The 22,005-nt window shown below is 52.0% G+C and carries 18 protein-coding genes and 1 pseudogene; 14 read left to right on the top strand and 5 right to left on the bottom strand.

All coding sequences use genetic code 11. The features are described from left to right. The first annotated feature begins 24 nt into the window (after positions 1–24). Positions 25–1,383 carry a hypothetical protein gene (locus DTL42_RS13270; protein WP_147274268.1) on the top strand — a complete coding sequence of 453 codons (1,359 nt, stop codon included), beginning with the start codon at positions 25–27 and terminating at the stop codon, positions 1,381–1,383. A 64-nt stretch (positions 1,384–1,447) separates the two neighbouring features. Next, complete coding sequence (locus DTL42_RS26015; RefSeq protein ID WP_147274267.1) at positions 1,448–2,686, top strand: hypothetical protein; 1,239 nt, start codon at positions 1,448–1,450, stop codon at positions 2,684–2,686. Between the two features lie 255 nt (positions 2,687–2,941). Here the strand turns inward: DTL42_RS26015 and DTL42_RS27160 are convergent. Then, positions 2,942–3,079: pseudogene (locus DTL42_RS27160) on the bottom strand (hypothetical protein); the annotation flags it as partial. A 607-nt stretch (positions 3,080–3,686) separates the two neighbouring features. On the opposite strand from DTL42_RS27160, the gene DTL42_RS13250 reads away from it, so the two are divergent. From DTL42_RS13250 to DTL42_RS13235, 4 genes are all read left to right on the top strand, one after another. After that, entirely contained in the window at positions 3,687–5,048 is a 1,362-nt protein-coding gene (locus DTL42_RS13250) for a hypothetical protein (protein ID WP_114369195.1), read from the top strand. 343 nt (positions 5,049–5,391) lie between these two features. Next, the gene (locus tag DTL42_RS13245) at positions 5,392–6,153 is read left to right on the top strand and encodes a glycosyltransferase family 2 protein (RefSeq protein ID WP_114369194.1); all 762 of its coding nucleotides are present in this window, start codon (positions 5,392–5,394) and stop codon (positions 6,151–6,153) included. 163 nt (positions 6,154–6,316) lie between these two features. Then, on the top strand, positions 6,317–6,859 hold the full coding sequence (locus DTL42_RS13240; RefSeq protein ID WP_234824197.1) for a glycosyltransferase family 2 protein: 543 nt from the start codon (positions 6,317–6,319) through the stop codon (positions 6,857–6,859). Beyond that, entirely contained in the window at positions 6,850–7,662 is an 813-nt protein-coding gene (locus tag DTL42_RS13235; protein ID WP_114369192.1) for a radical SAM protein, read from the top strand. Before DTL42_RS13240 ends, DTL42_RS13235 begins: the two co-directional genes overlap by 10 nt. Positions 7,663–8,016: 354 nt before the next feature. Here DTL42_RS13235 and DTL42_RS27010 read toward each other — a convergent pair whose 3' ends face one another. Beyond that, positions 8,017–8,301 carry a transposase gene (locus DTL42_RS27010; RefSeq protein WP_114369191.1) on the bottom strand — a complete coding sequence of 95 codons (285 nt, stop codon included), beginning with the start codon at positions 8,299–8,301 and terminating at the stop codon, positions 8,017–8,019. A gap of 184 nt (positions 8,302–8,485) precedes the next feature. Further along, positions 8,486–8,848, bottom strand: coding sequence for an IS5 family transposase (locus DTL42_RS13220; RefSeq protein WP_114369189.1), 363 nt, complete (start codon positions 8,846–8,848; stop codon positions 8,486–8,488). Between the two features lie 129 nt (positions 8,849–8,977). Here DTL42_RS13220 and DTL42_RS13215 point away from each other — a divergent pair, with 129 nt between their 5' ends. Beyond that, on the top strand, positions 8,978–9,760 hold the full coding sequence (locus tag DTL42_RS13215; protein ID WP_114369188.1) for a sulfotransferase family protein: 783 nt from the start codon (positions 8,978–8,980) through the stop codon (positions 9,758–9,760). Positions 9,761–9,784: 24 nt separating this feature from the next. Here DTL42_RS13215 and DTL42_RS13210 read toward each other — a convergent pair whose 3' ends face one another. Beyond that, positions 9,785–10,837: a replication initiator protein A gene (locus tag DTL42_RS13210; RefSeq protein WP_234824196.1), complete on the bottom strand. Its 1,053-nt coding sequence runs from the start codon at positions 10,835–10,837 to the stop codon at positions 9,785–9,787. A 593-nt stretch (positions 10,838–11,430) separates the two neighbouring features. On the opposite strand from DTL42_RS13210, the gene DTL42_RS13205 reads away from it, so the two are divergent. After that, positions 11,431–11,643, top strand: coding sequence for a helix-turn-helix domain-containing protein (locus DTL42_RS13205; RefSeq protein WP_158545361.1), 213 nt, complete (start codon positions 11,431–11,433; stop codon positions 11,641–11,643). Here the strand turns inward: DTL42_RS13205 and DTL42_RS13200 are convergent. Then, positions 11,640–12,650: a tyrosine-type recombinase/integrase gene (locus DTL42_RS13200; RefSeq protein ID WP_114369185.1), complete on the bottom strand. Its 1,011-nt coding sequence runs from the start codon at positions 12,648–12,650 to the stop codon at positions 11,640–11,642. The genes DTL42_RS13205 and DTL42_RS13200 overlap by 4 nt on opposite strands. 309 nt (positions 12,651–12,959) lie before the next feature. Here DTL42_RS13200 and DTL42_RS13195 point away from each other — a divergent pair, with 309 nt between their 5' ends. The 6 genes from DTL42_RS13195 (at position 12,960) to DTL42_RS13170 (ending at position 22,003) form a co-directional block, all read left to right on the top strand. Then, on the top strand, positions 12,960–13,448 hold the full coding sequence (locus DTL42_RS13195) for a hypothetical protein (protein WP_114369184.1): 489 nt from the start codon (positions 12,960–12,962) through the stop codon (positions 13,446–13,448). A gap of 83 nt (positions 13,449–13,531) precedes the next feature. Then, positions 13,532–13,864 carry a hypothetical protein gene (locus DTL42_RS13190; protein ID WP_147274266.1) on the top strand — a complete coding sequence of 111 codons (333 nt, stop codon included), beginning with the start codon at positions 13,532–13,534 and terminating at the stop codon, positions 13,862–13,864. Positions 13,865–14,254: 390 nt separating this feature from the next. After that, on the top strand, positions 14,255–17,395 hold the full coding sequence (locus DTL42_RS13185; RefSeq protein WP_114369182.1) for a WGR and DUF4132 domain-containing protein: 3,141 nt from the start codon (positions 14,255–14,257) through the stop codon (positions 17,393–17,395). Positions 17,396–17,405: 10 nt separating this feature from the next. Continuing rightward, on the top strand, positions 17,406–18,548 hold the full coding sequence (locus DTL42_RS13180; protein ID WP_114369181.1) for an ATP-binding protein: 1,143 nt from the start codon (positions 17,406–17,408) through the stop codon (positions 18,546–18,548). After that, positions 18,523–20,883 (top strand): DUF5682 family protein, encoded by a 2,361-nt coding sequence (locus DTL42_RS13175; RefSeq protein ID WP_114369180.1) that lies wholly within the window; start codon positions 18,523–18,525, stop codon positions 20,881–20,883. Before DTL42_RS13180 ends, DTL42_RS13175 begins: the two co-directional genes overlap by 26 nt. After that, positions 20,876–22,003, top strand: a complete 1,128-nt coding sequence (locus DTL42_RS13170; protein WP_114369179.1) for a VWA domain-containing protein — start codon at positions 20,876–20,878, stop codon at positions 22,001–22,003. The genes DTL42_RS13175 and DTL42_RS13170 overlap by 8 nt, the downstream gene beginning before the upstream one ends. The last annotated feature ends 2 nt before the right edge of the window (positions 22,004–22,005 follow it).

Here is a 22,005-nt window from a genome sequence, read left to right as displayed (position 1 = left end):
TTCCTTTCTACGGAGTTTCCTAGGATGTCACTCGACTACACTGGTGCGAATAATGGTCTTTTCACTCATCTGGGGAAGTACGTTAAGTACTTCAACCAGTTTAGTGATGAAGCAAATGATGGAACGACAGGACTCGATGCGGTTCGCAAGGCAATCTTGGACGCCTTGAATGCAGGCGCACAGTTCGTCGCTGTGCAGGGACTTTCCTCCGATTTCGAAGGCTGGAAAGTAAGCGTTGCCGATCAGCGAGGGACGTTAATGAGCTACGCCCTAAAGCGCCTCCAAGATCCCGCATCGGTGCTCCGTCAAATCGATGCCGCAACTAATGATCAAAATGAAATCTTGAGGTGTGTGTTTCAGCAAATGCTGACGGACTCACAGACAATTCAAGAATCGTCTGTCTCGATCGGTTCGGTCTCTGCGGGCAGTGGCAACATTGGAGATGGAAAGGTCTTCACGACAGACATCCTAGACGGTATCTCTTCACCGGGGGCGCGGTCAGGCATCACTTACCCGTCGATGTATGACTATGCGGGTTTAAAAACTGAGTTGGCTTTGCCCAGCGAATCAATGACCTTGGAGTGCACCCAAGCGGACGAGGCCGCAGAGTTCTCCTGGAAAGGCGAATATCCCGATCCCCTTGGCCCATATGGATTGGGCCCGGAGGGCTCCGGCGAGATTGGAACGGTTCGCGAGATCCATGACACGACGGAGTCGATTCTCACGAATCCTGATTTCGAGGATTTTACAACCGCGAATGTGCCTGATGGCTGGGATATCGTCGCTGGGTCCGCGGGGACGGAGATTTTTGAGAACACGAATTTGGCAGACGTTTCTCATGGTCTCAAGTCACTCAAATATACGGCTACTGGCGGAGCATCGATCGAGATCTCTCAGTCGATCAGTGCGTCATCATTGACTGGCAAGCAGCGTTACCTTGTCAGTGCCCAGATTTTGGCGGACTCTGGAATTAGCTCGGGCACGTTTCTGATTCAGTTTGAGGGGACAGGATATACGGCTGGCAGCACGGAGAAGATCGAAATTGCTTCTGCAAGTCTGCCAACGGCCTTCGACACTAACGCATTCTTTGTGACCATGCCCGCTTCTATTCCTTCCGACTTTAAGCTCGTGATCCGTTGGTCAGGGACGCCAACATCTGGAAAGAGCGTCTACATCGATGACCTCGGGATTGCTCCCGTAACTTACGGAGGTGGAATTGGCTTAGGGATCGTACGCGGTCCCACGCTCTTCGGTCTCGGCGATCGCTTCACCTTTTCTGTTTCCAATACGGAAGGAGTTTTCCAGCAAGCCTTTCGCGAGATGTTCGGCATACAATTGCCGAGCTCATCTTCTCCGACAATTTCCGACACTCTAGCTCAGTAATTGTTATTCAGAGTGTTTTGGGCGGATTGTTCGATGGCCGCTGTTGTATTGGTTGGAGAATTAAATGAGTAGTCCCTGCGAATGTTGTAAGGCGCTGTGGGTCAAGTTCGAGCTAACTGCCCCTTTAACGCGGTCCACGGAAAAGGCTGCGGCGAAAGTGTATGTTGACGACGCGGGGCATCGATACTACTGGCAGGGAGACGACCCGGATCCCGATTATGATGATCCAGAAGATTCCGGGTTTGATGTCTACAACCTGGAGGCACGCCAACCATTTGGCGATGAGCCGCCTTACCAGTTTTTTGGTGTGAAAGGCGATATTGGCCTTGCGTGCCTCGACGACAGCGATCCCAAGCAGAGCAGATACAGAATCGTGCACCTGCCCCCTCCAAGGGTTGCTCTAATCCTCGAGCCAATTGACCCTATTCCCCCTGCTGAGCACTATATGCCCTACGGGGAAGTTCAAATGGGCTCTGGAGAATGCTGGGTTCTAAAGCGAAACTCCCTTTCCGGAACGCTCGACTATGTTAAGGACAGCGAAGGAGAGCGAGAGGTTGTTGTTGCCTGGAATCTTTGCTCTAAGACGGTGGGCGAAGAAAGCGGCGGCTTCGGTGGTTCTGGAGACTCCTCAATAGGTTGCACGCTTGTCTATGCTGTCGAGGACAAATTTGGTGATTTAGTCATCACAGAAGTTTTCGATTACGAATGTGGAAGCAGTTCATCATCATACAGTTTTAGCTCCTCGTCCTCGCATTCTTCAGGGTCGTCAGAATCTTCGGAATCGTCTAATTCCTCGGAGCATTCGTCCGAATCTTCTGAACACTCATCGCATTCAGGATCAGAGAGCCACAGCCAGTCCCATCATAGCTCAACCAGCCATCCTTCACATGGCTCAGAGTCCGACAAGAGCACGGCTATTGTTCCTGCTACTTGGTCACCGACTGGGTACACAGCGTTATTTGTCGCCGAGATGCCAGAAGTGCGTTTTGATGATGTAATGGAGGTTTGCACAAATCGTGCCGTTACGGAAGTGCCCATCGATCCAAAGTATGTTGAAGTTTGTGAACCTAACAGCATTCGCGTTTGCGGAGCTGTGCCCAACCTACCTGTTTTCGTGGGCGCCTCCGTATCGCGAGGAACACTTGTCATTCGATTGGATAAGCCAAGCGATGAAAAAGTAACGATCTCGGTTCGCCTTACGGGTATTCGCCGTGGCTTTGAAAACAAGCGGTTTCCGAATCGTTCACGAGAACAATTCGAAGCAAACGAACGCTTTATTCGCAGCGCATATCCGGGAGACTAACAATGATTCCAGGGCAGGAAAGTGAAAGCGGTTACGGATCCAGCAAATCATGGTCGAGTGTCAGTAGCTATTCATCATCTTCCTCATACTCTTCATCATCGAGTAGCAGCTATTCCTCAAGCGAATCAGCATCCGGCTCACCTGACTATTCGAGCAGTTCGATCTCCGAAATCTCTCGCAGTTCTTCCTTTAGTAGTTCGTCAGAATCGAATTCTTCGCATGGCGACAGTAGCATGAACTATTCCAGCAGTGGCCCTAGTTACAGCTATAGCTATGGAAACTCGAATAGCAGTTCTGAATCCTACAGTTCGTCAAGCGGAACCTCGTCAAGCGGAACCTCGTCAAGCGGAACCTCGTCTGGCGGAACCTCGTCTGGCGGAACCTCGTCTGGCGGAACCTCGTCTGGCGGAACCTCGTCTGGCGGAACCTCGTCTGGCGGCAGCGCGAGCTTCATGGGCTTGCGATCAACATTTTCTGCATACGATCTACCTGCCAGCCTTTACCTAACAATCTTTAGCGAAAATTCGAACTGTTCGTGCGCGCATGGATTAATCATCGAGATTAAGTGGAACGACGACTCAGCTACATGGCTTGGAGTCACAGATGAGTTTTGCGGAAACCAGCTAAACTTCGAGGTCAGATGTGAGACAAAAAAGAACGCCACTTGGTGGCACCTACGGTTATCCGGGTGCTCGTCCGAAACGCAAAAGGTAAAGGGGACTCACATTCCCGTTGCTGCTCGATGGAGCAACATCACCGGTGTCACGAAATGTTGCAATGCAAAGGATGCCTCAATTGATATCACATTATCATCATGAACACCATGTCTACAATTGCTATGTGCCCATATCGTCGAAATGTGATCGACGAAATTACGCTAGCTACATCCCCATCCCGCGTAACAATACCACTTTACGAGTGTGAAATTCATGGTCGGTGCACTATAAATCGACTAATTCCGGAAACTCGTGCAACATGCGTCAATTGCAAGGATCGACAAATGATATCCGCCCCTGATGATTTCATGGACTATTTTGACGCGGTCTATTGCCTCAATCTTGATCGTCGCCCAGATCGCTGGAGAGATTTCACAGATGGTCTGCCTGCTGACTGGCCCTTCAAGCGGCCGATACGAGTCTCGGCGATTGATGGCAAGAAAGTACCTAGCCCAGATTTCTTTACTTCCGGCAACGCGGCCTGGGGGTGCCTTCGCGGGCATACACGACTGATTGAGGACGCACTGAATAATGGGTTGAGGCGGATTTTGCTGCTTGAGGACGATGCCAAATTCTTACCTGGCTTCACCCAAAAGACAAGGGACTTTCTTAATGCGATTCCAGACGGCACAGATTGGGACATGCTATACCTCGGTGGCCAGCACCTCAAGGTATTAAAGACTCCACCAGAACAAGTCAATGAGTCCGTCTATAGGCCTTACAATGTAAATCGAACGCATGCTTTTGCCGTGAACGTCGAGCGATTCGGTCGAACTCTCTATAAATGGCTGCATCGTTTCAACGACTGGAGGCATTTACACCATATCGACCACCATTTAGGGCGGTTGCACCAACAGCAAAGCCATCGAATCTATTGTCCTCCGAAGTGGCTTGTTGGCCAGCGCGAAGGCAGGAGTAATATCAATGGTCGGGTTTTTGAAATGCCACGCTTTTGGCCCGCAGCTGACACAACTTCAAAACAGAATATTGACAACGACCCCTTTTTTGCGATTCTTGGGCTTCATTCCTCCGGCTCATCGGCGCTTTCAGGCCTTTGCTACCATCTTGGACTCCATGTTGGCAATAAGCTCGTTGGGTACTACGGGAATAACCCGGACAAATCGTGCGGCTTCGAAGCCATCTCACTCATGAGAATTGGAGAAGAAGTGGCAAAGCTTCGCGATAAGGAACGGAAGATACCGGCTGATAGAATAGAACACAAGCTTCGCTGGTTTATCAACCAAAAGCGACGAGAAGCCCGCCGGCGTGGAACATTTGCTGGGGGCAAATATCCTCAACTATGCGTTTGCGGAGACGCGCTTAAGGCCGTTTGTGGAGACCGTTTGAGGGTTATTGCTTCCGATCGGCCCCTTGAAGAATCGGTTGCCTCTATTCAACGCCGAGAGAAATCATTAGATGACGAAGGCCTTAGGGCTCATCAGGAGTGGCTGCATTACGAGAAGGAAGCACTTATCGCGAGCCTCCCTCCAGAGCACGTGCTTCGTGTCGACTATTCTGAACTATTAGAACAACCACTTCTCGTTGCCCGTAGAATTCAGACGTTTATCGGCCTCGATTCCTCATCAGACGCAATCGATAAGGCCGTAAACTTCATTAACCCGAGCTGTCGCCATGTCACGGCCTAGCGGCTATAGCACTTCATTGAATGGTACTATTTACTCCATCGGATTTCCGCGTTGTCATTTGACTTGCGTCTTCCAATCGCACCAATCCATCAATTTCGCCGAATCACCTGCACTCGTGCCACGAACTCAATTACGCATCATAGGATCAACCTACGACAGCAGCACTTGTATTCGCCATTTGCCGGGCACCTCCACCTAACCCGCTTTTTGGATCATTCGATCATTTAATGCTACCGCCGCTACAATCGCGCATCGCAATGACACCAGATCATCTGGGTGCCCTGGTGAACTCGCCAGATATCCTTCAGGCTTTCGTATCACAACATTACTCTATAGGTGCTGAATGACGCCCAATACTACATGCTCCCCCGATGACATAACTTTCTGTATCAAGACCGTCCACCGTCCCTGGTCGTGTCATCGATTAGTCGAATCATTGCGAAGTCATTTTAGCAAGCCCCAAATCATTGTGGTGGATGATGGTGAGTGTGACAGGCGTTTCTCCGTCAAGTATCCTGATACGGCAAAGTATTGTCGCGTGATTAACCTTGACGACATTGACGTTGGCGTAGGTGTGGGACGAAATACTGCAATCGACGCTGCGGACACTGAATATATCTTCCTTTTGGACGACGACCATGTAGTTACCCAGGACTTCCACCTTGATCGCGTCTGTCGTTACTTTCAGGAAAATGAAATAGACATCCTTGGAGTGAGACAAGGTGACGGAGGAAGGCCCTTACGATTTGCGCCACTCATGAATGGCCGACGTATTTGGATGTTTCGAGGGGAACATCGCCGCTTGGGATCTCTGGCATGGTGTGACATGTCGAGCAATGCATTTCTAGCTCGCCAAGAGACTATTGCGAAACTGCGTTGGGATCCAGAAATTAAGACCTATGAACACTGGGAATTCTTTTATCGTGCAAGTCATGTCGAGCATCTCAAAATTGCCGTCGCAGAAGACTGTAAGGTTGTGCACAAGCACGTCGCTAATAATTCTTATGGTGGGCTGCGTGCGCGACCGCGTTTCCGAAAACTCGGATTGAGAAAGCACGGCTTTGATTCGATGCGATATCCTGGTGGGGGCATAGTGCGTGCGTAACCTAGCAACCTTCTGTATTAAGACGATTCACCGGCCACAATGCTGTGCATCCCTTGTCAGAAGCATATGCCATTACTGCAAAGATGAACGGCCGGTAATTCATGTACTGGACGATGGAATGCCCGAACTTCGGTTCAGAACGCACTTTCCAGAGGAAGCTGCGATGGCAGATAAGATCATAGAAACCGAATACGATATTGGCTTATCCGCCGGACGCAATCGACTTCTCGACATGGCTACCACTCCGTTCGTGTTTTTTGCCGACGATGACCATCAAGTAACCAAAAGAACTCACTTGAGAGGCTTGGTAGATGAGTTAATTAAGAATGAGCAGATCGACCTGTTGGCGACTCTCAGCAGCAATGTTGGTCGACCAAGACTGCTGAAAGTGGAGGGGCGTACACTTAGAATTCCGCGAGGTTTCTATCATGCCAGCGGACCTTTGCGTTGGTGCCATTTCGTGAGCAATTGCTTTGTTGCATACCGGGATATCCTGTCGGCAGTTCGCTGGGATGAGACCTTGAAAATGGAAGAGCACTGGGACTTTTTTTGGCGAGCTAAACTGGCAGGTGTAAAAGTTGCGGTCAATGTTGCCCGCTCTTTCAGGCATCGGCATATTGACCCCCCTGGATATCACCGCCGGCGTCCGGAATTTCGACGAGCCAGTTTGAAGAAGCACGGACTGAAGAGGGTTATATGGCATTAATATCAATTCCATCCTTGGAGTATCATCTTGCACACTCATGCAACCTCTCCTGTGAGCAATGCAGTCACTATAGCAACTTTCATCTCAGGGGACGAATGCCCAGTCCCTCCGTTGCTTATAGAGACTACATAGCTTGGAATGATCGAATACACCCCGGGACTCTTGCACTGTTAGGGGGCGAGCCGCTTCTCAATCCTAATCTAATCGAGCACCTGCTCTTGGCTCGTAACTGCTGGCCTAAATCCAAGCTCATGCTTGTTACAAATGGTTTGCACCTTCGTCGCCACCCTGCGCTCCCAGACGCATTGGTCGAAGTCGATTGTCGCCTTGAGTTGAGCCAGCATGGCACTCACGAACATTACCTTAAACAGTTTAGAGAGGCTGAGCAAGTTGCATCGGACTGGAAGAGACGCTTCCATGGTATCAATATCAAGATCCGAAAATCGCATCGGGGATGGATGCGCCAATACCAAATTGTAAATGGCAAACCGATGCCTTTTGATTCAAAGCCGAATGACGCATTCAAGGTCTGCATGCAGAAAAGCTGCATGCAGCTTTATCAACAGCGACTTTGGAAATGCCCCGCTCTTGCATACTGGCCTCTACTCGAATTTCGATTACAGCTTGAGAGCTTTGGGGAATGGGAGCTGTTCCGGCAGTACTCCCCATGTGCCTCAGATTGCTCAACTGATGCCTTAGAGGGTTTTGTCAATTCGAAGGCGATACCGCAATGTAGCTTGTGCCCAAGCAAAAGAGAGAAGCTCTTCCACTCAGATCCCACACGAGACCGCTTGACGAAATAATCTTGACTATTATGAGTCACGTAAAGCGAATCCGCTGCAAGTCGTTGCCGAGAATGCTTTGATACTTAAAATGTATACTCGAATAAACAATGTAATATCTGTTGAGATCTGCGGAGCCAATCGAACAGGGGCGGCCAGCGGAAGCCTGGAACCGGGGGAAAACGCACGCTTGAGTTTAGATTGCGTGCGCAGAAATCAGCAACATACGAGTCTATTGTGCCACCCATCAATTCCTCTTTCAGGTCTGAAACGACAATGCCGTGCAACTGTCAATAGTTATATCATTGTACTGAGATGTGATCTCGCCATTCCCGCCAACGCCAAGGCCATCTAGGCTCTGTCAGAAAACGCGTTTTAACACATTAATCGCAAGTATCGCTCGATGAAGGCCATCTTCACCATTCCGAGGAAGTTTGCGGCTCGCTTCTCGAAGCGGGTTAGGATGCGGCGGCATTCTTTGAGCCAGCCGATCAGGCGTTCGACGACATTGCGCTGGCGGTACTTACCCTTGTCGAATTCGGCCAGTCGCTGTGAACGGTCTTCACCTTCCTTGTTTGGAATGATGGGCAGAATGCCTTGTTCGATCAGGTACTCATCGATCCAATCGGCGCGATACCCTTTGTCGCCTGCCAGGAACACAGGTCAGATCGAATCATCCTGTTCGTCTCCTTGGATATCGCACCCTTCGAGCAGTTCTTCCAAGTATCTTGATTCGTGTCGTTGCCCGGGTGAAAGACAGGCGTGCAGCGGGTGCCCGTGCGAGTCGCAAAGCAGATGCAATTTCGTGCTGAAACCGCCGCGAGAACGGCCTAAAGCTTCGTCGCTAGCTGCGTCCGACCGCCCCTTTTTTCGCTCCGGCGGCACAACGAGCAGCCCGAATGTTGGTGCCGTCAACGCACCACAGTTGCTCGTCGATCGCTTCGGCATCGACAAAACCGGCCTGCAACCGATCGAGAATTTCGTCGAGCGTTCCATCCGAATTCCAGGTGGTGAACAAATCATAGACCGTTCCCCACTTGCCGAATTCGTCGGGCAGGTCTCGCCAGGGGGCACCGGTTCGCATGATCCACAGAATGCCGTCGACCACCATCCGCCGATCGACACGCGGCCGCCCCGTGTGTGCCGGGGGTGGAAAGATGTCCGCGATCAGTACCCATTGATCATCCGTAAGTCGATGGCGAGCCATGTTAAACCTCCGTACGGCTTGAGAAATTGGTCTTCTTTAAGCCTTCGAGGTTGCCGGATGAAAGTCAAATCGTTGTTTTCTGACAGAGCCTAGTTTGCGAAGTGTTCGCATAGACACGTTCAAAGATTCATGATGAACTTTCACCGCCCTGTCTTTCTTTTAGGTTGCTGCTACCGTTGTGGAAGCACGCTTTTACAGCGACTTATTTCCTCGTCGGGAACGGTATTCATTTGGGGAGAAAATGATGGCATGGCTGCCCAATTTGTTGACATGCAAGAAAAGTGTGAGAATTTAAAGACCATTAGTGAGCGTCAATGGTCTGGATTCGAGAGGCAGGGCCTCAACCACTGGCTTGCCAATCTAAATCCTCACGCTCCGGATTCGTTCACTCATGCTGCCAGAGAGTTTCTAATTACCTACTATTCCGGCGAGACGCGGCGGTTGGGCTATGATCGCTGGGGATTCAAGGAAGTACACCATGGTTGGAAAATTGCTAGTTTTTTGCTAGAGTGCTTTCCAGAGGGCCGAATCGTGTACCTGTTGCGTAATCCACGTGACGTCCTTGCGTCTAATGCCGCGACCAATTGGTATTCAAAATCTGGATTCGCTTCCGGCGTTCTACAAATTTGGTGCGACAATACGCGGGCTGCTATTACACAATGTGATTCTCGAATATTGACAGTGCGATACGAAGATCTAGTGTCCAGAAGCAATGGTACTATGCTTTCAGTGCTCAGTCACATTGGCTGTGATAGCAATTGGGAATCGTCTTTGCTCAGAAGACATGTTCGCGGGATGCGTCTCAGGCCAAAGCTTGGGCAGCCAGAGCTTAAAGCATTGGCATTGCCAGAGGTGGTCGAGTTATATGAAGCAGCATACCGCGGATTTCAAAAATATTCCCGTGGTGAATAGCTCGCACTTCTCACATACATCGCGTTATTTTTGCGGGCATTGTGATCTTGTCTTGACCGCCTTCCGGCAAAATCCGATAAACGCGGCATCGGCGTATTGAGGCGGCTCTGTGACCCAATCCCGCCATTCCTGCTCCAACAGATGCACATCCCAACCAGGAGCCGCTTGCCTTGCCAAGTCATACGTTTCTGGTTGCAGCGATGGAATTGGAATCGTCTCGTCTTTGACCTTCATACCGGGAACGGTTCCACGACTTCGAAACGTCACCATGTCGTCCTCATCGAGCTGGATCGAATAGTCGGGCATGTGCGAGTGCTTCCGGTCCCGGTCGACGATGGCAAGAAGCATCCGGCGGAATTCCTTCAACGTGGAATGTGATCCACATTTGAGTTGCAATTTTTCCAGGGAGATCCGCCAGATGGACTGTTTGCCGCAGTGTTTTCGAGCAATTTCGTAGATCCGACGTTCCAGCGGTTTTCTCAGGCGGAAATAATCGCGGCTAAGCGTAAGAACTTCCTTGTGTTCGATCGCGGTATAGACCCAGTCCGACAGCTTGACTTCCACGTCTTGCATTCTGCCGTCGCGGGTTTCCCGAACTATGCTGGCATGTTCGATTAGGCCAAACGTTCGGAATTCCTCCCGGCCGCCGGTAAGAATGTTCGTGCTAATTCGTGTTCCAGCCAGCCGCTCCAGTGATGCCTTCAAAGCGGCATAGGCTTGGCCATTCGTCATTCTGTTGGTGGCCTTCATTAGGTCATGAGCCTTAAAGCGAACGACTTGCGAGATTGGCCTTCCTTCGTTCAGGGAAGCCATTAGCTGCGAAATACAGTAGATCAGAATGTCGCGGTCATGGACGGTAGCCAATCCGTCGGACGAGGGCTTGATCTCGACAAAGATGTCCCCGTTAACGTACTTACGCGTTTTTGTGTCAGGCTTGGTGGAGACTGAAAAAATCGGATGCTCCATGCTGGCCATATCACCCCGAGGAGAAGCATCAAAGATGTCGCAGACAAAGAAATCGGGCGTCGGATGGCGATCCGGCAGAAGGGGAGAACGAGTGTCAGCGGGATATGTCACAAGCATCCTGGGTTCGATATTTCACACACCCTATTTGAACTATCGATATTTCACCCACCCGTCAAGAAGTTTCGATATTTCGCCCACCCATCTTCGATGGTTTACCCACCGTCTTTCGATATTTCACCCACCGGGCGTTCTCAAAACGGGCCGAAGTTCAAGGGCTTGCGAGACGCTATCCACAGCGTAACACCTATTTCTAACTCTATTTAACACACCAGTTGCCTGTGGATAACTCGTCAATCTCCGGGCGCGGGACGCACGCTCAACCCGATTCGTGCTCCATAATCGCCATCCGGGATTTGGGATCGTTCGGTATTTGGCTTGGCAGGGGATTCTTTGCTTGGGAATGTTGATGACTCAAATCATCCGTTTCGGCACTCGGAGAGATCGAACTCTGACATTTGGCTGGGGCATCACGTTCTAAGGCGAGATGATGCTTCCTGAGTTAATTCTCGGCGTTCTTGAGCCAATTTGGATCCAGGCAACCTTTCCTATCTGTATCAATCGAAACGATTCGTTTCCGAATCAGAGCGATTCGCTCGTCTTATCCCTGGGTGATGACAATGGAATCCTTGGAGTGGAGCAGGGGCATGGTCAGCGTAAAAGAATTGGCAAACATCCTGGGCGTGAGTTCCAAAACCGTCTACGCGATGGTCGAAGAAGATCGCATTCCCTGTTACCGCATCGGCTGCGGTCGCGGGACGTTACGATTCGATGTCGAGGAAGTAAAACGCTCGCTGAAGCGGCAAGCACCAACTAGGTTGGAACCGCTCCAGCGAACGCCTCGCAAGCATCTGCTCTAAGCAGTCTTGCGTACTTTCTCCGCCTGTTTTTTGAGAAAATGCTGATTCTTCGAGAGATGGGCGTAGTTCTTAGCAAGGGTGCTCACGTCCGCATGCCCCATGAGTTGCGAAAGGTTCACGGAGTCCACCCCATCGATTAATCCCTGGGTGGCGTAGCTGTGCCGGAGGGCGTAAGCGAAAACCCGCTTGCCGAGCTTTTGCTTAAGACGGGTGAAGCGGCAATTGATCGAATCCTTCGTCCAGGGCCTTCCTTGCGTGTTCCGCATGATCGGACCCTCAGGATATTTTTCTGCCCAGCAGCGGCAGATCTCCAGGGAGGTTGGAGTCAGGTAGATGACTCGTTCATGCCGTTCCCCTTTGGCCTCCGAAGGCGGGAATACGATTAAGCCGGCTTCCAGATCAAGATGCCTCGCTTCGACCCGACGTGCTTCCAAGGGGCGACAACCGGTTTCCCACAGTAGCGTAAGGTAGTCTTTGAAGGGCTCATCTTTCACGTGGGCCAGCATCTCTTTCCATTCGTCTGGCGAGAGAGTCGTCTCGCGACGCTTACGACGAGGTTTCTCGGGAACACTCGCCACCGTATTGGCCACAAGAAACCGCTTGCCGACGGCCCAGTTCCAGCAGCGGACGACCGACGTGATTGCTTCGTTTCGAGTTGTTGAGTTCCAGGTCTCTTCGCTTTCGACCCACTCGGAAAGATCCGCTCCGCTCACAGCTGCGACTTTGGTCTGCTTGCCTCTGAAGGAGGCGAAGCGGGACAAGTGACGACGGACTTTTTCGTAGGTGGTTGGCTTGCGGTTCTCCTGGACCCAATCCAAGAATCGCTCAAAAAGAGTTTCGATTGTGGCCGTCTCGCGGATCGGCTGACTCTCGGCCATGATCTGGTGGTAACGCTTCCAGGCCTCCTTCTTGTCGCGGCCGAGGCTGACTTGCCTCTTACCGAGTTGGAGATACCAGGCGTTTTTAGCTTTGCGAAAGAACGGTTTCGGTTCACGGTTTTGGGACATGGCTTTCACCTCGATTGGAGTCGAAAGCCGTAGCGTAAACTGGTTACTCTGCCCTGAAGTCTGCCCTCTTTCGCTCGGTGTAAACCAAGGTAATTACGGGCAAACAGGTTACGAAAAGCGCTTCCCGACGTTCGGGACGCAGAGGTCGCACGTTCAAATCGTGTCACCCCGACCTTCTTTGCTGGTAAGGACTTACGAAAAATTCAGTGAGTCCTTTTTCAGTAGCCATACCCTTTTCAAAAGGGTGGGCGTGGCACGCCGGGTAGATCGCGCTTTCACAAGTACATTCCTTGTGGAGGTTCTCTTGCCATGTCCCGACAACGATCTGCAAAACGGTGGCTTCATAAAGCGAGCGGGTTTGGGTGTGCCACTATCTCTGGCAAACGCGAATATCTCGATCGCGATTACAAAGTCGCCTGCCGCAAACTGAACGAATTGCGTGCGGCTGAGAAACGCGTGGAGGCAGGTGTCCATGAATGGCTCGACGCCCCATTCGTTACCCTGGCCGATGAATATCTGAGCGACGTGGAAAATCCGATCTTGATCGGTCCTTGGTCGCATGAAGGGAGGGCGTCAGCTAGTCGAGGAACTCTTTCAGGAAGTGGCTCCTGCGCGATGGGTAAATTGCCACAAATGCGACCATTCTCGATCATTTCGGACATAGTCGTTGTGACCGTGCTCATCAGCGGCCTACAGATCTACTATGAAACTCTCTTTCCTTTTCCTTACGATTTGAAGTTATTCTCCACGCAGGCAACTTCTTCGGAAAGCCTATATCGAATGACGAAGTTATCGTAACACTTCAATCTTCAATTGTCGGTTCCGATCCGATTCAGCCAGTTTTCCTCTGCATGGGCGCTAGTGGTACTGTGAAGTTTTCTGTGCGGCTTGCCAGCACTCTTGCCAACAACAAGTCGGATGCTGGTGGCACGGCAGTCCTCCTCCCGTTTCAAGTCACTGATCAGACCGATCAACCTGCCCAGTCTCGGATTATTATCAGTGGATTCGAGGAAGAATTCTCTTCTTTCGAACTTGGAGTGGCAATCTGTGAAATCTTGCTGAAGTCGGAAGACGTCAACATGTTCGTTCGAGCGACGGATGCTGAAGGACGTAGCGGCCGCCGGAATTGTTGGGAACACTTGAACTTTGCACCTACCGATGAGCAAATCGAGAAATGTCAGACCATGCCTCGTGCCGCCATCGGTCGCCTGTGAGTACTATGATGCGGACCGGAAAGCATCGCGTTCTGCAACACGGGTGTTGATGGAAAGGAAAGAAGAGCCTGCCGCTTTCTAAAGTTCCCATGCTGAAAAGCCAGCGAGCAGATCGTCCGTGTTCGCGACTATTATGCCACATTGTTGCAAACGCTAAGCATCGATTACCGTCGCTACTCGTACCAGTTCCAAGGCTTCGATATCCATCTGTCGGGCCTGGAAGAAGTCCATGTCGTTTAACCAGGTGTTCAATGATCAAAGGTCAATTCTTCTTAAAATCGGGCTCTCTTAATTGGCCTTGAATTGCTACTGGTATCCCCCCTGGCAGCATGGTCTAATAGTGACCTCTTTTTGTGGACTTTTATCTTCTGAACTGGGAGCACAGGCTTCATGGCAGCGGAAACTTCTCAATCGCGATCGTTGTTATTCTCTGACGGCAGTTCGAACAAGTTCTGGAATATCGAACTGGATGGTACGTCACACACGGTCCGTTTCGGCCGCGTGGGAACCGACGGGCAAACGCGTACGAAAGACTTTGACAGCGAAGAGGACGCTAAGAAGTCGTACGACAAGTTGGTCGCTGAGAAGTTAAAGAAGGGATACGAAGACCCTGACGGCGATTCTAGCGATACGAAAGCGGTAAGTACGAAAAGCAAGACAACAATCAAGAAGACCACACAAACCGCCGCCACGAAAAAGAAGTCTACTAAGAAGGACGAGGTCAAAGCGTCGATCGCGAAGTCTGCGGTTTCAAAGGCAGAAGTCGATCTGAATGTAACGCATGAAATCGATCTTGAGGCACGCGATTGGTTCCGCGCTACGTTTCGCTCCAACACGCCGCTGGAACGGGGCGAACCTGCGCCGTTTGACCAGGAAGACTGCGTCCGCCGATTGTCGAAGCTGAAGACCGCCGTTTACGGCTGGGTTGTCCGTTGGAGCGACCTGAAACTGCCTGAAGTTTTATCACCAGAGGAGGCTCACTTCTGGTTTGACGTGACAACGAAGCCAAGAAATCGCGAAGATCCCATGAAGGATTTCGCTGCCCAGTTTTCGAAGCAAACTTATACGGGCAAAATCGATCTCGAAACGGCGTTGGAGACGATTGCCAGTCAGAATCGCCACGCCGACGGCAGTGTTGACTACGTGTCACTGGCTCTGGCGAATCTGGTTACGCCGCAGGAATATTGTGAGATCGTACTTCGCCTTCCAGAGTACATGAAAGAAAATGACAGCTACGAAACATCACCGGTACTGTGGCGGCTGATCAGTGGCTTTAATACCTATGTCCTTCCCTATCTAACCGAGCAGCAAATTACCAAGCTGCGTAAATTGATATCGAAGAGCCTCGATCCAACGTGTACGCCTGCAGTTTTCAGTGAAATGTATCCACCGGGGCATTACCTGGCTGCGTCACTCGGTATGCATGATGCTGTTCTTGAGATCACCTCAAATTGGTCCGATGATCTGTACCAGGAGAATGAATACTTCGCCCATTATCAAAAACCCCAAGACATTGTCGTGGGACTTGGCTCAGCTGAATTGGTCGAAGCGGAATGGCGGCGGCTTAAGCTGGAGATTCAATCCGAGAAGCAACTTCGGGCCTTCCTGGCTTGTACGGAGTTCGCGGCATTGGACTACGTCGCCCAGTCAGTGAACAAGCAGCCCAATAAGGAAAGTTGCGAATCGCTCCTCAAGGTATTTACCTTGGTTCGGGCACCCGAGGCTGCGTTGCCGATGCTCGAGTGTAAGCTTTCATGTAAACTGCCGGCGGTCGCTCGCGACTGGCTAGACAAGTACGTTGGCAATGCGGTTACTGGGCTGTTGGAAGTTGCCGCCGGTCGCGGCAAACTAGCGGATGAGGCTCTCGACTACCTGCGGACCACCAAGCGCAAAGGGTACGAGTCCGTTATCGTCGCGGCCCTCAAGAAGGCCGACAAATCGGAAGTGTCCGCCAAGATTCAATCGGAAGTAATCGATCGCGAAGAGAAAACCTTCGAGCCTCTGGATGCCAAGTCGACTCCCAAGTGGCTTGCGAAAGAGCTGGCAGCGTTAGATACACTCAAGCCACGAAAAGTGCCAGGCTGGGCATCTGCTGCCATGTTGCCGCCCTTGGTTGTCGGTGATCATTGTTTAAACGACGAGCAAGTTACAACGCTCGTCCAAGTCCTCGTCGCCACACCAAGCACCGAGCGACATCCCTTGCTAGTAGCCGTTCGCGAAAACGTTACTCCCATGGTTCGCGACGAATTCGCTTGGAAGTTATTCCAGCAATGGTCCGGCGATGGATGCGTGTCCAAGGAGAAATGGGCTATGGGTGCCATCGGCCATCTGGGGGACGATTCCAGCGTTCTGAAATTGACCCCGATGATTCGAGTCTGGCCAGGCGAAAGCCAACATCAGCGTGCTGTTTTTGGTTTGCAATGCCTGCGCGCCGTTGGCAGCACGACGGCCCTGATGCAGCTCTCGTCGATTGGCCAGAAGCTGAAATTCAAGGGATTGAAAGCGAAAGCCCAAGAGTTTGTGCAAGAGATTGCCAACGAAAGGGGCCTGACTCGCCACGAGTTAGAAGATCGCGTTGTGCCCGAATGCGGCTTGGACGAAAACGGCTGCCGAGAGTTTTCTTTTGGTCCGCGCAGCTTCTCCTTTGTGCTGGGAAGCGATATGAAAGCGATGATTCGGGACGCGAAAGGCAAGGTTCGCCCGAATCTTCCTTCCCCTGGTGTCAATGACGATCAGGACGAAGCAGCCCAATCCGTTGCCGAGTGGAAGCTGATCAAGAAGCAGATTAAAGAAGTGGCAACCCTCCAGGCAGGTCGCCTGGAGCAAGCGATGGTGACCGGTCGCCGCTGGTCGGTCAAAGACTTTGAGACACTACTCGTCAAACACCCTCTCCTGACACATCTCGTACAGAAGTTGATCTGGTTGGGGTACGACGAGAAAGGCAAGCAGATAGTATCGTTTCGTGTAACCGAAGAACGCGATTATGCCGATGCCGATGACAACGCGATCAAACTGGACAACGTAGCGTCGATCGGGGTTGCGCATCCCTTGGAAATGACCGAGCAAGAGCGATCCCGCTGGGGAGAAGTCATGAGCGATTACGAAATCATTTCTCCCTTTCCACAACTTGGCCGCCCGGTGTATACCTTGGAGAAAGGGGAAGACAAAACAGACGATTTGACACGTTTACACGGTATCAAGCTTGCGGCCCCTACGATGGTTTTCACCTTAGAAAAATTGGGCTGGGTTCGCGGTGTCGCGATGGACGGAGGCTGCTTTGACGAGTATTCCAAACAATTCCCCGGGGCCGATGCAACGGCAGTCGTGCATTATGATGGCGTAGTTGGCATGGGGTATATCGATCCCGATGAAATCCTGACTACCGACTCGATACACTTCTGCAAAGGCATACGAAGTCCTTCCGTTTATGGCTGGAATTCAGAAAAGAAATTGAAGCTGAGCAAGGTGCCGCCAATTGTGATCAGCGAAGTGATCGCCGATTTGCAGGTCCTTAAAAGCAAGGTGAAGTGAGATCCAATTCATGGCAAAGAAAAAAGCTCCGGCAGCCAAGACCTCGAAGAAGTCTGATTCCGATCAGAACGGTGCCTCGCTTCAGCGTCCTGCTGCCGAACTGCTTTTTGCAGAAGAGTTAGCCAGGTTGGAAGCAGCTTCGGCCGACCAACCCAAGCCGCCCGGCTGGCGTATGACCCCCAAGAGTGTATTGGCCTTCGTGCTGGGGGACGAATCCATGGATGTCGCGGCCAAGTTTGTGGGGCGACGGAGCTTCATGGAACGCTGCATCGTGTCGCTGGCGACCAACCGCGGCTTGATGCTCATCGGCGAGCCTGGCACGGCCAAGAGTTTTCTTAGCGAATTGCTGGCCGCCGCGATCAGTGGCGACTCGACTCTAACCATCCAGGGAAGCGCCGGTACCACCGAAGATAATATCCGCTACTCGTGGAACTATGCCTTGTTGGTTTCGGAGGGCCCCAGCGATCGCTCGTTGGTCCCAGCACCGCTGTACATGGGAATGAAGTATGGCAAACTGGTGCGGTTTGAAGAGATCACGCGTTGCCCACTAGAGATTCAGGACGTCCTGCTTTCGATCCTCAGCGATCGCGTGATGGCCATTCCAGAACTCCAAGACGCGGAACGCATGCTGTTTGCGGCGGCAGGCTTCAACGTCATTGCCACTGCGAATACCCGTGACCGTGGTGTCAACGAAATGAGTGCGGCGTTAAAACGGCGATTCAACTTTGAAACCGTGAATCCAATCGCCGACATTGCCCAAGAAATGGAACTCGTCCAGCGCGAAACGAACCGTAACCTCCAGCGATCAGGTGTCCCGGTAGTGTTGGGTGAAAACATTACCGAACTACTCGTTACCACCTTCCGCGAGCTACGACTGGGCAAGACCACCGATGGTAAGGGGATTGAATCGCTATCGACGGTACTTAGTACGGCCGAAGCGGTAAGCACGGCCTGTGCTGCCGGCATTCATGCGTACTATTACAGCGACGGCGAAGTCCATCCCCATCACTTGGTTCAGCACCTGGTCGGTACTGTGTTGAAAGATAACCCCGATGATCTGAAAAAAGTTCGACATTACTTTGATCACGTGGTGAAGAAACGCAAAGCGGATATGTGGATGCGGTTTTATGACGCACGTAGCGAACTCTGCTGATATCGGCGAGAGCGAAGTTAACCGCCTCCTCAATCGGCTTTGCCAACTGGAAACGGACGTCGTCTACTTTCCCGTGCGGCACCATAGTCCGGTGTCGGCGGCCATGGTCTCTAGGTGCATTGATGCTTGTCAGGCCGCGGCCGTTCTGATCGAAGGTCCCAGCGACTACAACGAGCATCTCGACGAATTGCTCCTGGACCACCAACTGCCGATTGCTATCTACAGCTACTTTCGCAGCAGCGAACAGACCCGGGGGGCCTATTATCCATTCTGCGAATACTCGCCTGAATGGCTGGCCCTGAAGCATGGTTCACAAATCGGTGCCAAGCTTCAGTTCATCGATCTGCCCTGGACACATGTCGCCCGGCACGATGGTGCTGCCCATCGCTATGCCGATGCGGAACTGCGCAAAGGGCGTTACGTGCATTGGCTTTGCGAGCGAATGCAGGTCGAAGACTTCGACGATCTATGGGACAAAATCGTCGAGTCGCAGCAGCAGATCGATTTGGACGACTACATGCAACGCGTTCATTCGCTCTGTTTTCATATCCGTCTTTGGGAAGAACACATCAGCGAAGCAGATCGTCTGCGCGAAGCGTTTATGGTCGAGAGAATCCAAGCGGTGCGCGAAGAAGTTTCGGGCCCAATTGTCGTGGTAACTGGTGGCTTTCATTCCAGTGCCCTGGCGGCTCGTATCGCAGGATTCGATTGCCCCGGGATCGATACGCCGCAACACGATACGGCCACTGTTCCGATCGACCAGCAGGGCATTTCGCTGACCACTTATTCCTACGAACGACTCGACAATCTATCGGGCTACAACGCTGGCATGCCCAGCCCTGGCTTCTACGAACATGCCTACCGTCAGCGAGTTAGCGGGCAACCCTTTTCACACCAACCCCTATTGATGGATCTGGTTGAGCAACTGCGCGAGCGCAAGCAAACCCTCAGCACGGCCGATTTGATCGCCGTCGAAACATCGGCTCGGGCACTAGCCGCGATTCGTGAACGCGAGCATGTCTGGCGTCGAGATTTGATCGACGCCGTCATCCTGGCGTTGATCAAAGACGAATTGCAATATGGCTGCGCGTCTCCCTTTCTTGACGCCGTGCATGCGGTATTACGGGGGCAAAGACGCGGCAAGCTGGCCGAGGGGACTCGGATGCCTCCGCTGGTGCAAGATATCGTTCACCAATTGGAATACGCGAAAATTGACGTTTCCCGACGTGGTCAGGCACTTGAATTGAACCTTCTCAACCCCAAGGAACTGGCCAAGAGCCGGCTGCTGCATCGGTTGAGAATTCTGGGAATCATCGGCTTTCAATGCACCGGCGGGACCGACTTTTTGAAACGGGATGATCTACAGCGGTTGTGGGAATCGTGGCTAATCATGTGGGGCCCTGAATTCGATTCTTCGTGCATTGAAGCCTCTCGCTATGGTCCATCACTGGCCGATGCCGCCAGTAACTGCCTAGTCGAAAAGGCGCAACAGGGAATTCATGACGCCGTAATGGCTGCCACGCTTCTGGTTGAATCCGCCAAGGCAGGCATTGAAACCATGTCGGCAACGCTAAAGGAAAGGCTGCGGACGCTGATTCAAGCTGAATCACAGTTCGCCAATGTGGCGACGGCCCTGGGGCATTTGACGTTCCTGTATCATTACGACGAAGCATTCGGTACGGCGAATTTGCCTCAAGTGGGCGAGATCCTCAGCGAGGCGTTTGTCCGGTCGTTATGGCTACTGGAACTTCTAGGCAACTCGCCCGATGTCGATGGCAGTTTGGTCCGTGGTATGCAGGCCATCCAGGAAACCTATCGTCGTGCCGATCAGACGCTCGAAATCGACCACAACGAATATATCCAAGTTCTCTCGCGCGTCGAACAAGACAAACACAAACCACCAGCCGTGCGGGGAGCGGCAGCGGGAATTTTGTGGTCGCTGGGTGAGGCCAACAGCGAGCAAGTCTTGGGAGACTTGTTAACGTTTGCTGACGCGAGTCAACTGGGCGACTTTCTCACGGGGCTGTTTGCTCTGGCTCGGGAAGTCGCACAGCGCGATCCCCAATTAGTGCAAACGATCGACCGGCTGCTCTTGGAATTCGGATCAGACGACTTTCAGGCGGCTCTACCCTCGTTGCGGCTGGCCTTCACCTACTTCACGCCGCGTGAGAAGCATCACATGCTAACAACCCTGTTTGAATCACTTGGCCTTAAGGACGTTCGCCCACTGGACAAATTAACCGTCAATGCTGCCGTCGCTGCCGAAGCACTGGCGATGGAAGAACGTATCTTTGAAGCGTTGCAACACTATGGATTGGAGGCCGATCATGAGTGATGTCAATCGACAGTCACGCTGGAGGCTGGTCATGGGCGCCGGCAGCGAGGAACTTTGTGGCGAACTTAGTGGGGAAGAGCAATTGAGGGATGCCTGCCTTGGTTACCTTTACGATCGCGAATACGGTAGCGGCGGTCGCAATGTGCGAAGTGGCGAAGGTGGGGGGCTGGAGGCGTCGAATCTCACGGTACCTGACTGGATCAATCAGATTCACGAGCTATTCCCCAAGAAGACGATCGAACGCTTGGAGAAGGACGCCCTCGAGCGATACAACCTAGAAGAAATGGTGACCAATCCCGAGGTACTCTCGCGTGCCAAACCCAATCAAACCTTACTCAAAGCGGTACTGCGAACGAAGCATCTGATGAACCAGGATGTGCTAAAGATGGCTCACCACCTGGTTCGCCAAGTCGTCGAAGAGTTGATGAAGCAAATTGCCCAGGACGTGCGTAATGCGTTTCAAGGGTCGCTCGACCGCCGCAATCGCTCGTTTCTGAAGATCGCCAAGAACTTTGATATCGAGACCACCCTACGCCGCAACCTGAAGCACTACGATCCTGAATTACAACGCATCCTCATCGAAACCCCTTTCTTTTTTTCCCGGATTCGTCGGCAGGTCGATCGGTGGCAAATCATTATTTTGGTCGACGAATCCGGCAGCATGCTCGATAGCGTGATTCATTCGGCAGTCACCGCGTCGATCTTCTACAGCATGAAGATGATGAAGGTCCATCTTTGCATTTTTGATACCTCGGTGGTTGATCTGACGTCGGAATGCATGGACCCCGTCGAAACGCTCATGAAAGTGCAACTCGGTGGTGGTACCGATATTGGCAACGCTTTGTCTTACGCGGCCGAGTTAGTAGAGAATCCACAGCGTACTATCGTCGCGCTAATCACTGACTTTTACGAAGGGGCACCAGTCGCAAAATTGTATTCCGTAGCCAGAACGCTTATCGAAAGTGGGGTAACCGGGCTAGGAATAGCCGCACTCGACGAACAAGCCGATCCGACCTACAACCATGAAGTTGCGGCACGCCTGGTTCAAATGGGATGGCATGTTGGCGCGATGACTCCTGGCGAACTAGCCAACTGGGTCGCCGAGAAAGTGCGGAACTAAAG

It is taken from the genome of Bremerella cremea (genome assembly GCF_003335505.1).
Taxonomy (GTDB): Bacteria; Planctomycetota; Planctomycetia; order Pirellulales; family Pirellulaceae; genus Bremerella; species Bremerella cremea_A.
Note: the sequence above shows the minus strand (reverse complement) of the source record. Positions and strands in the feature narration are given on the sequence as shown.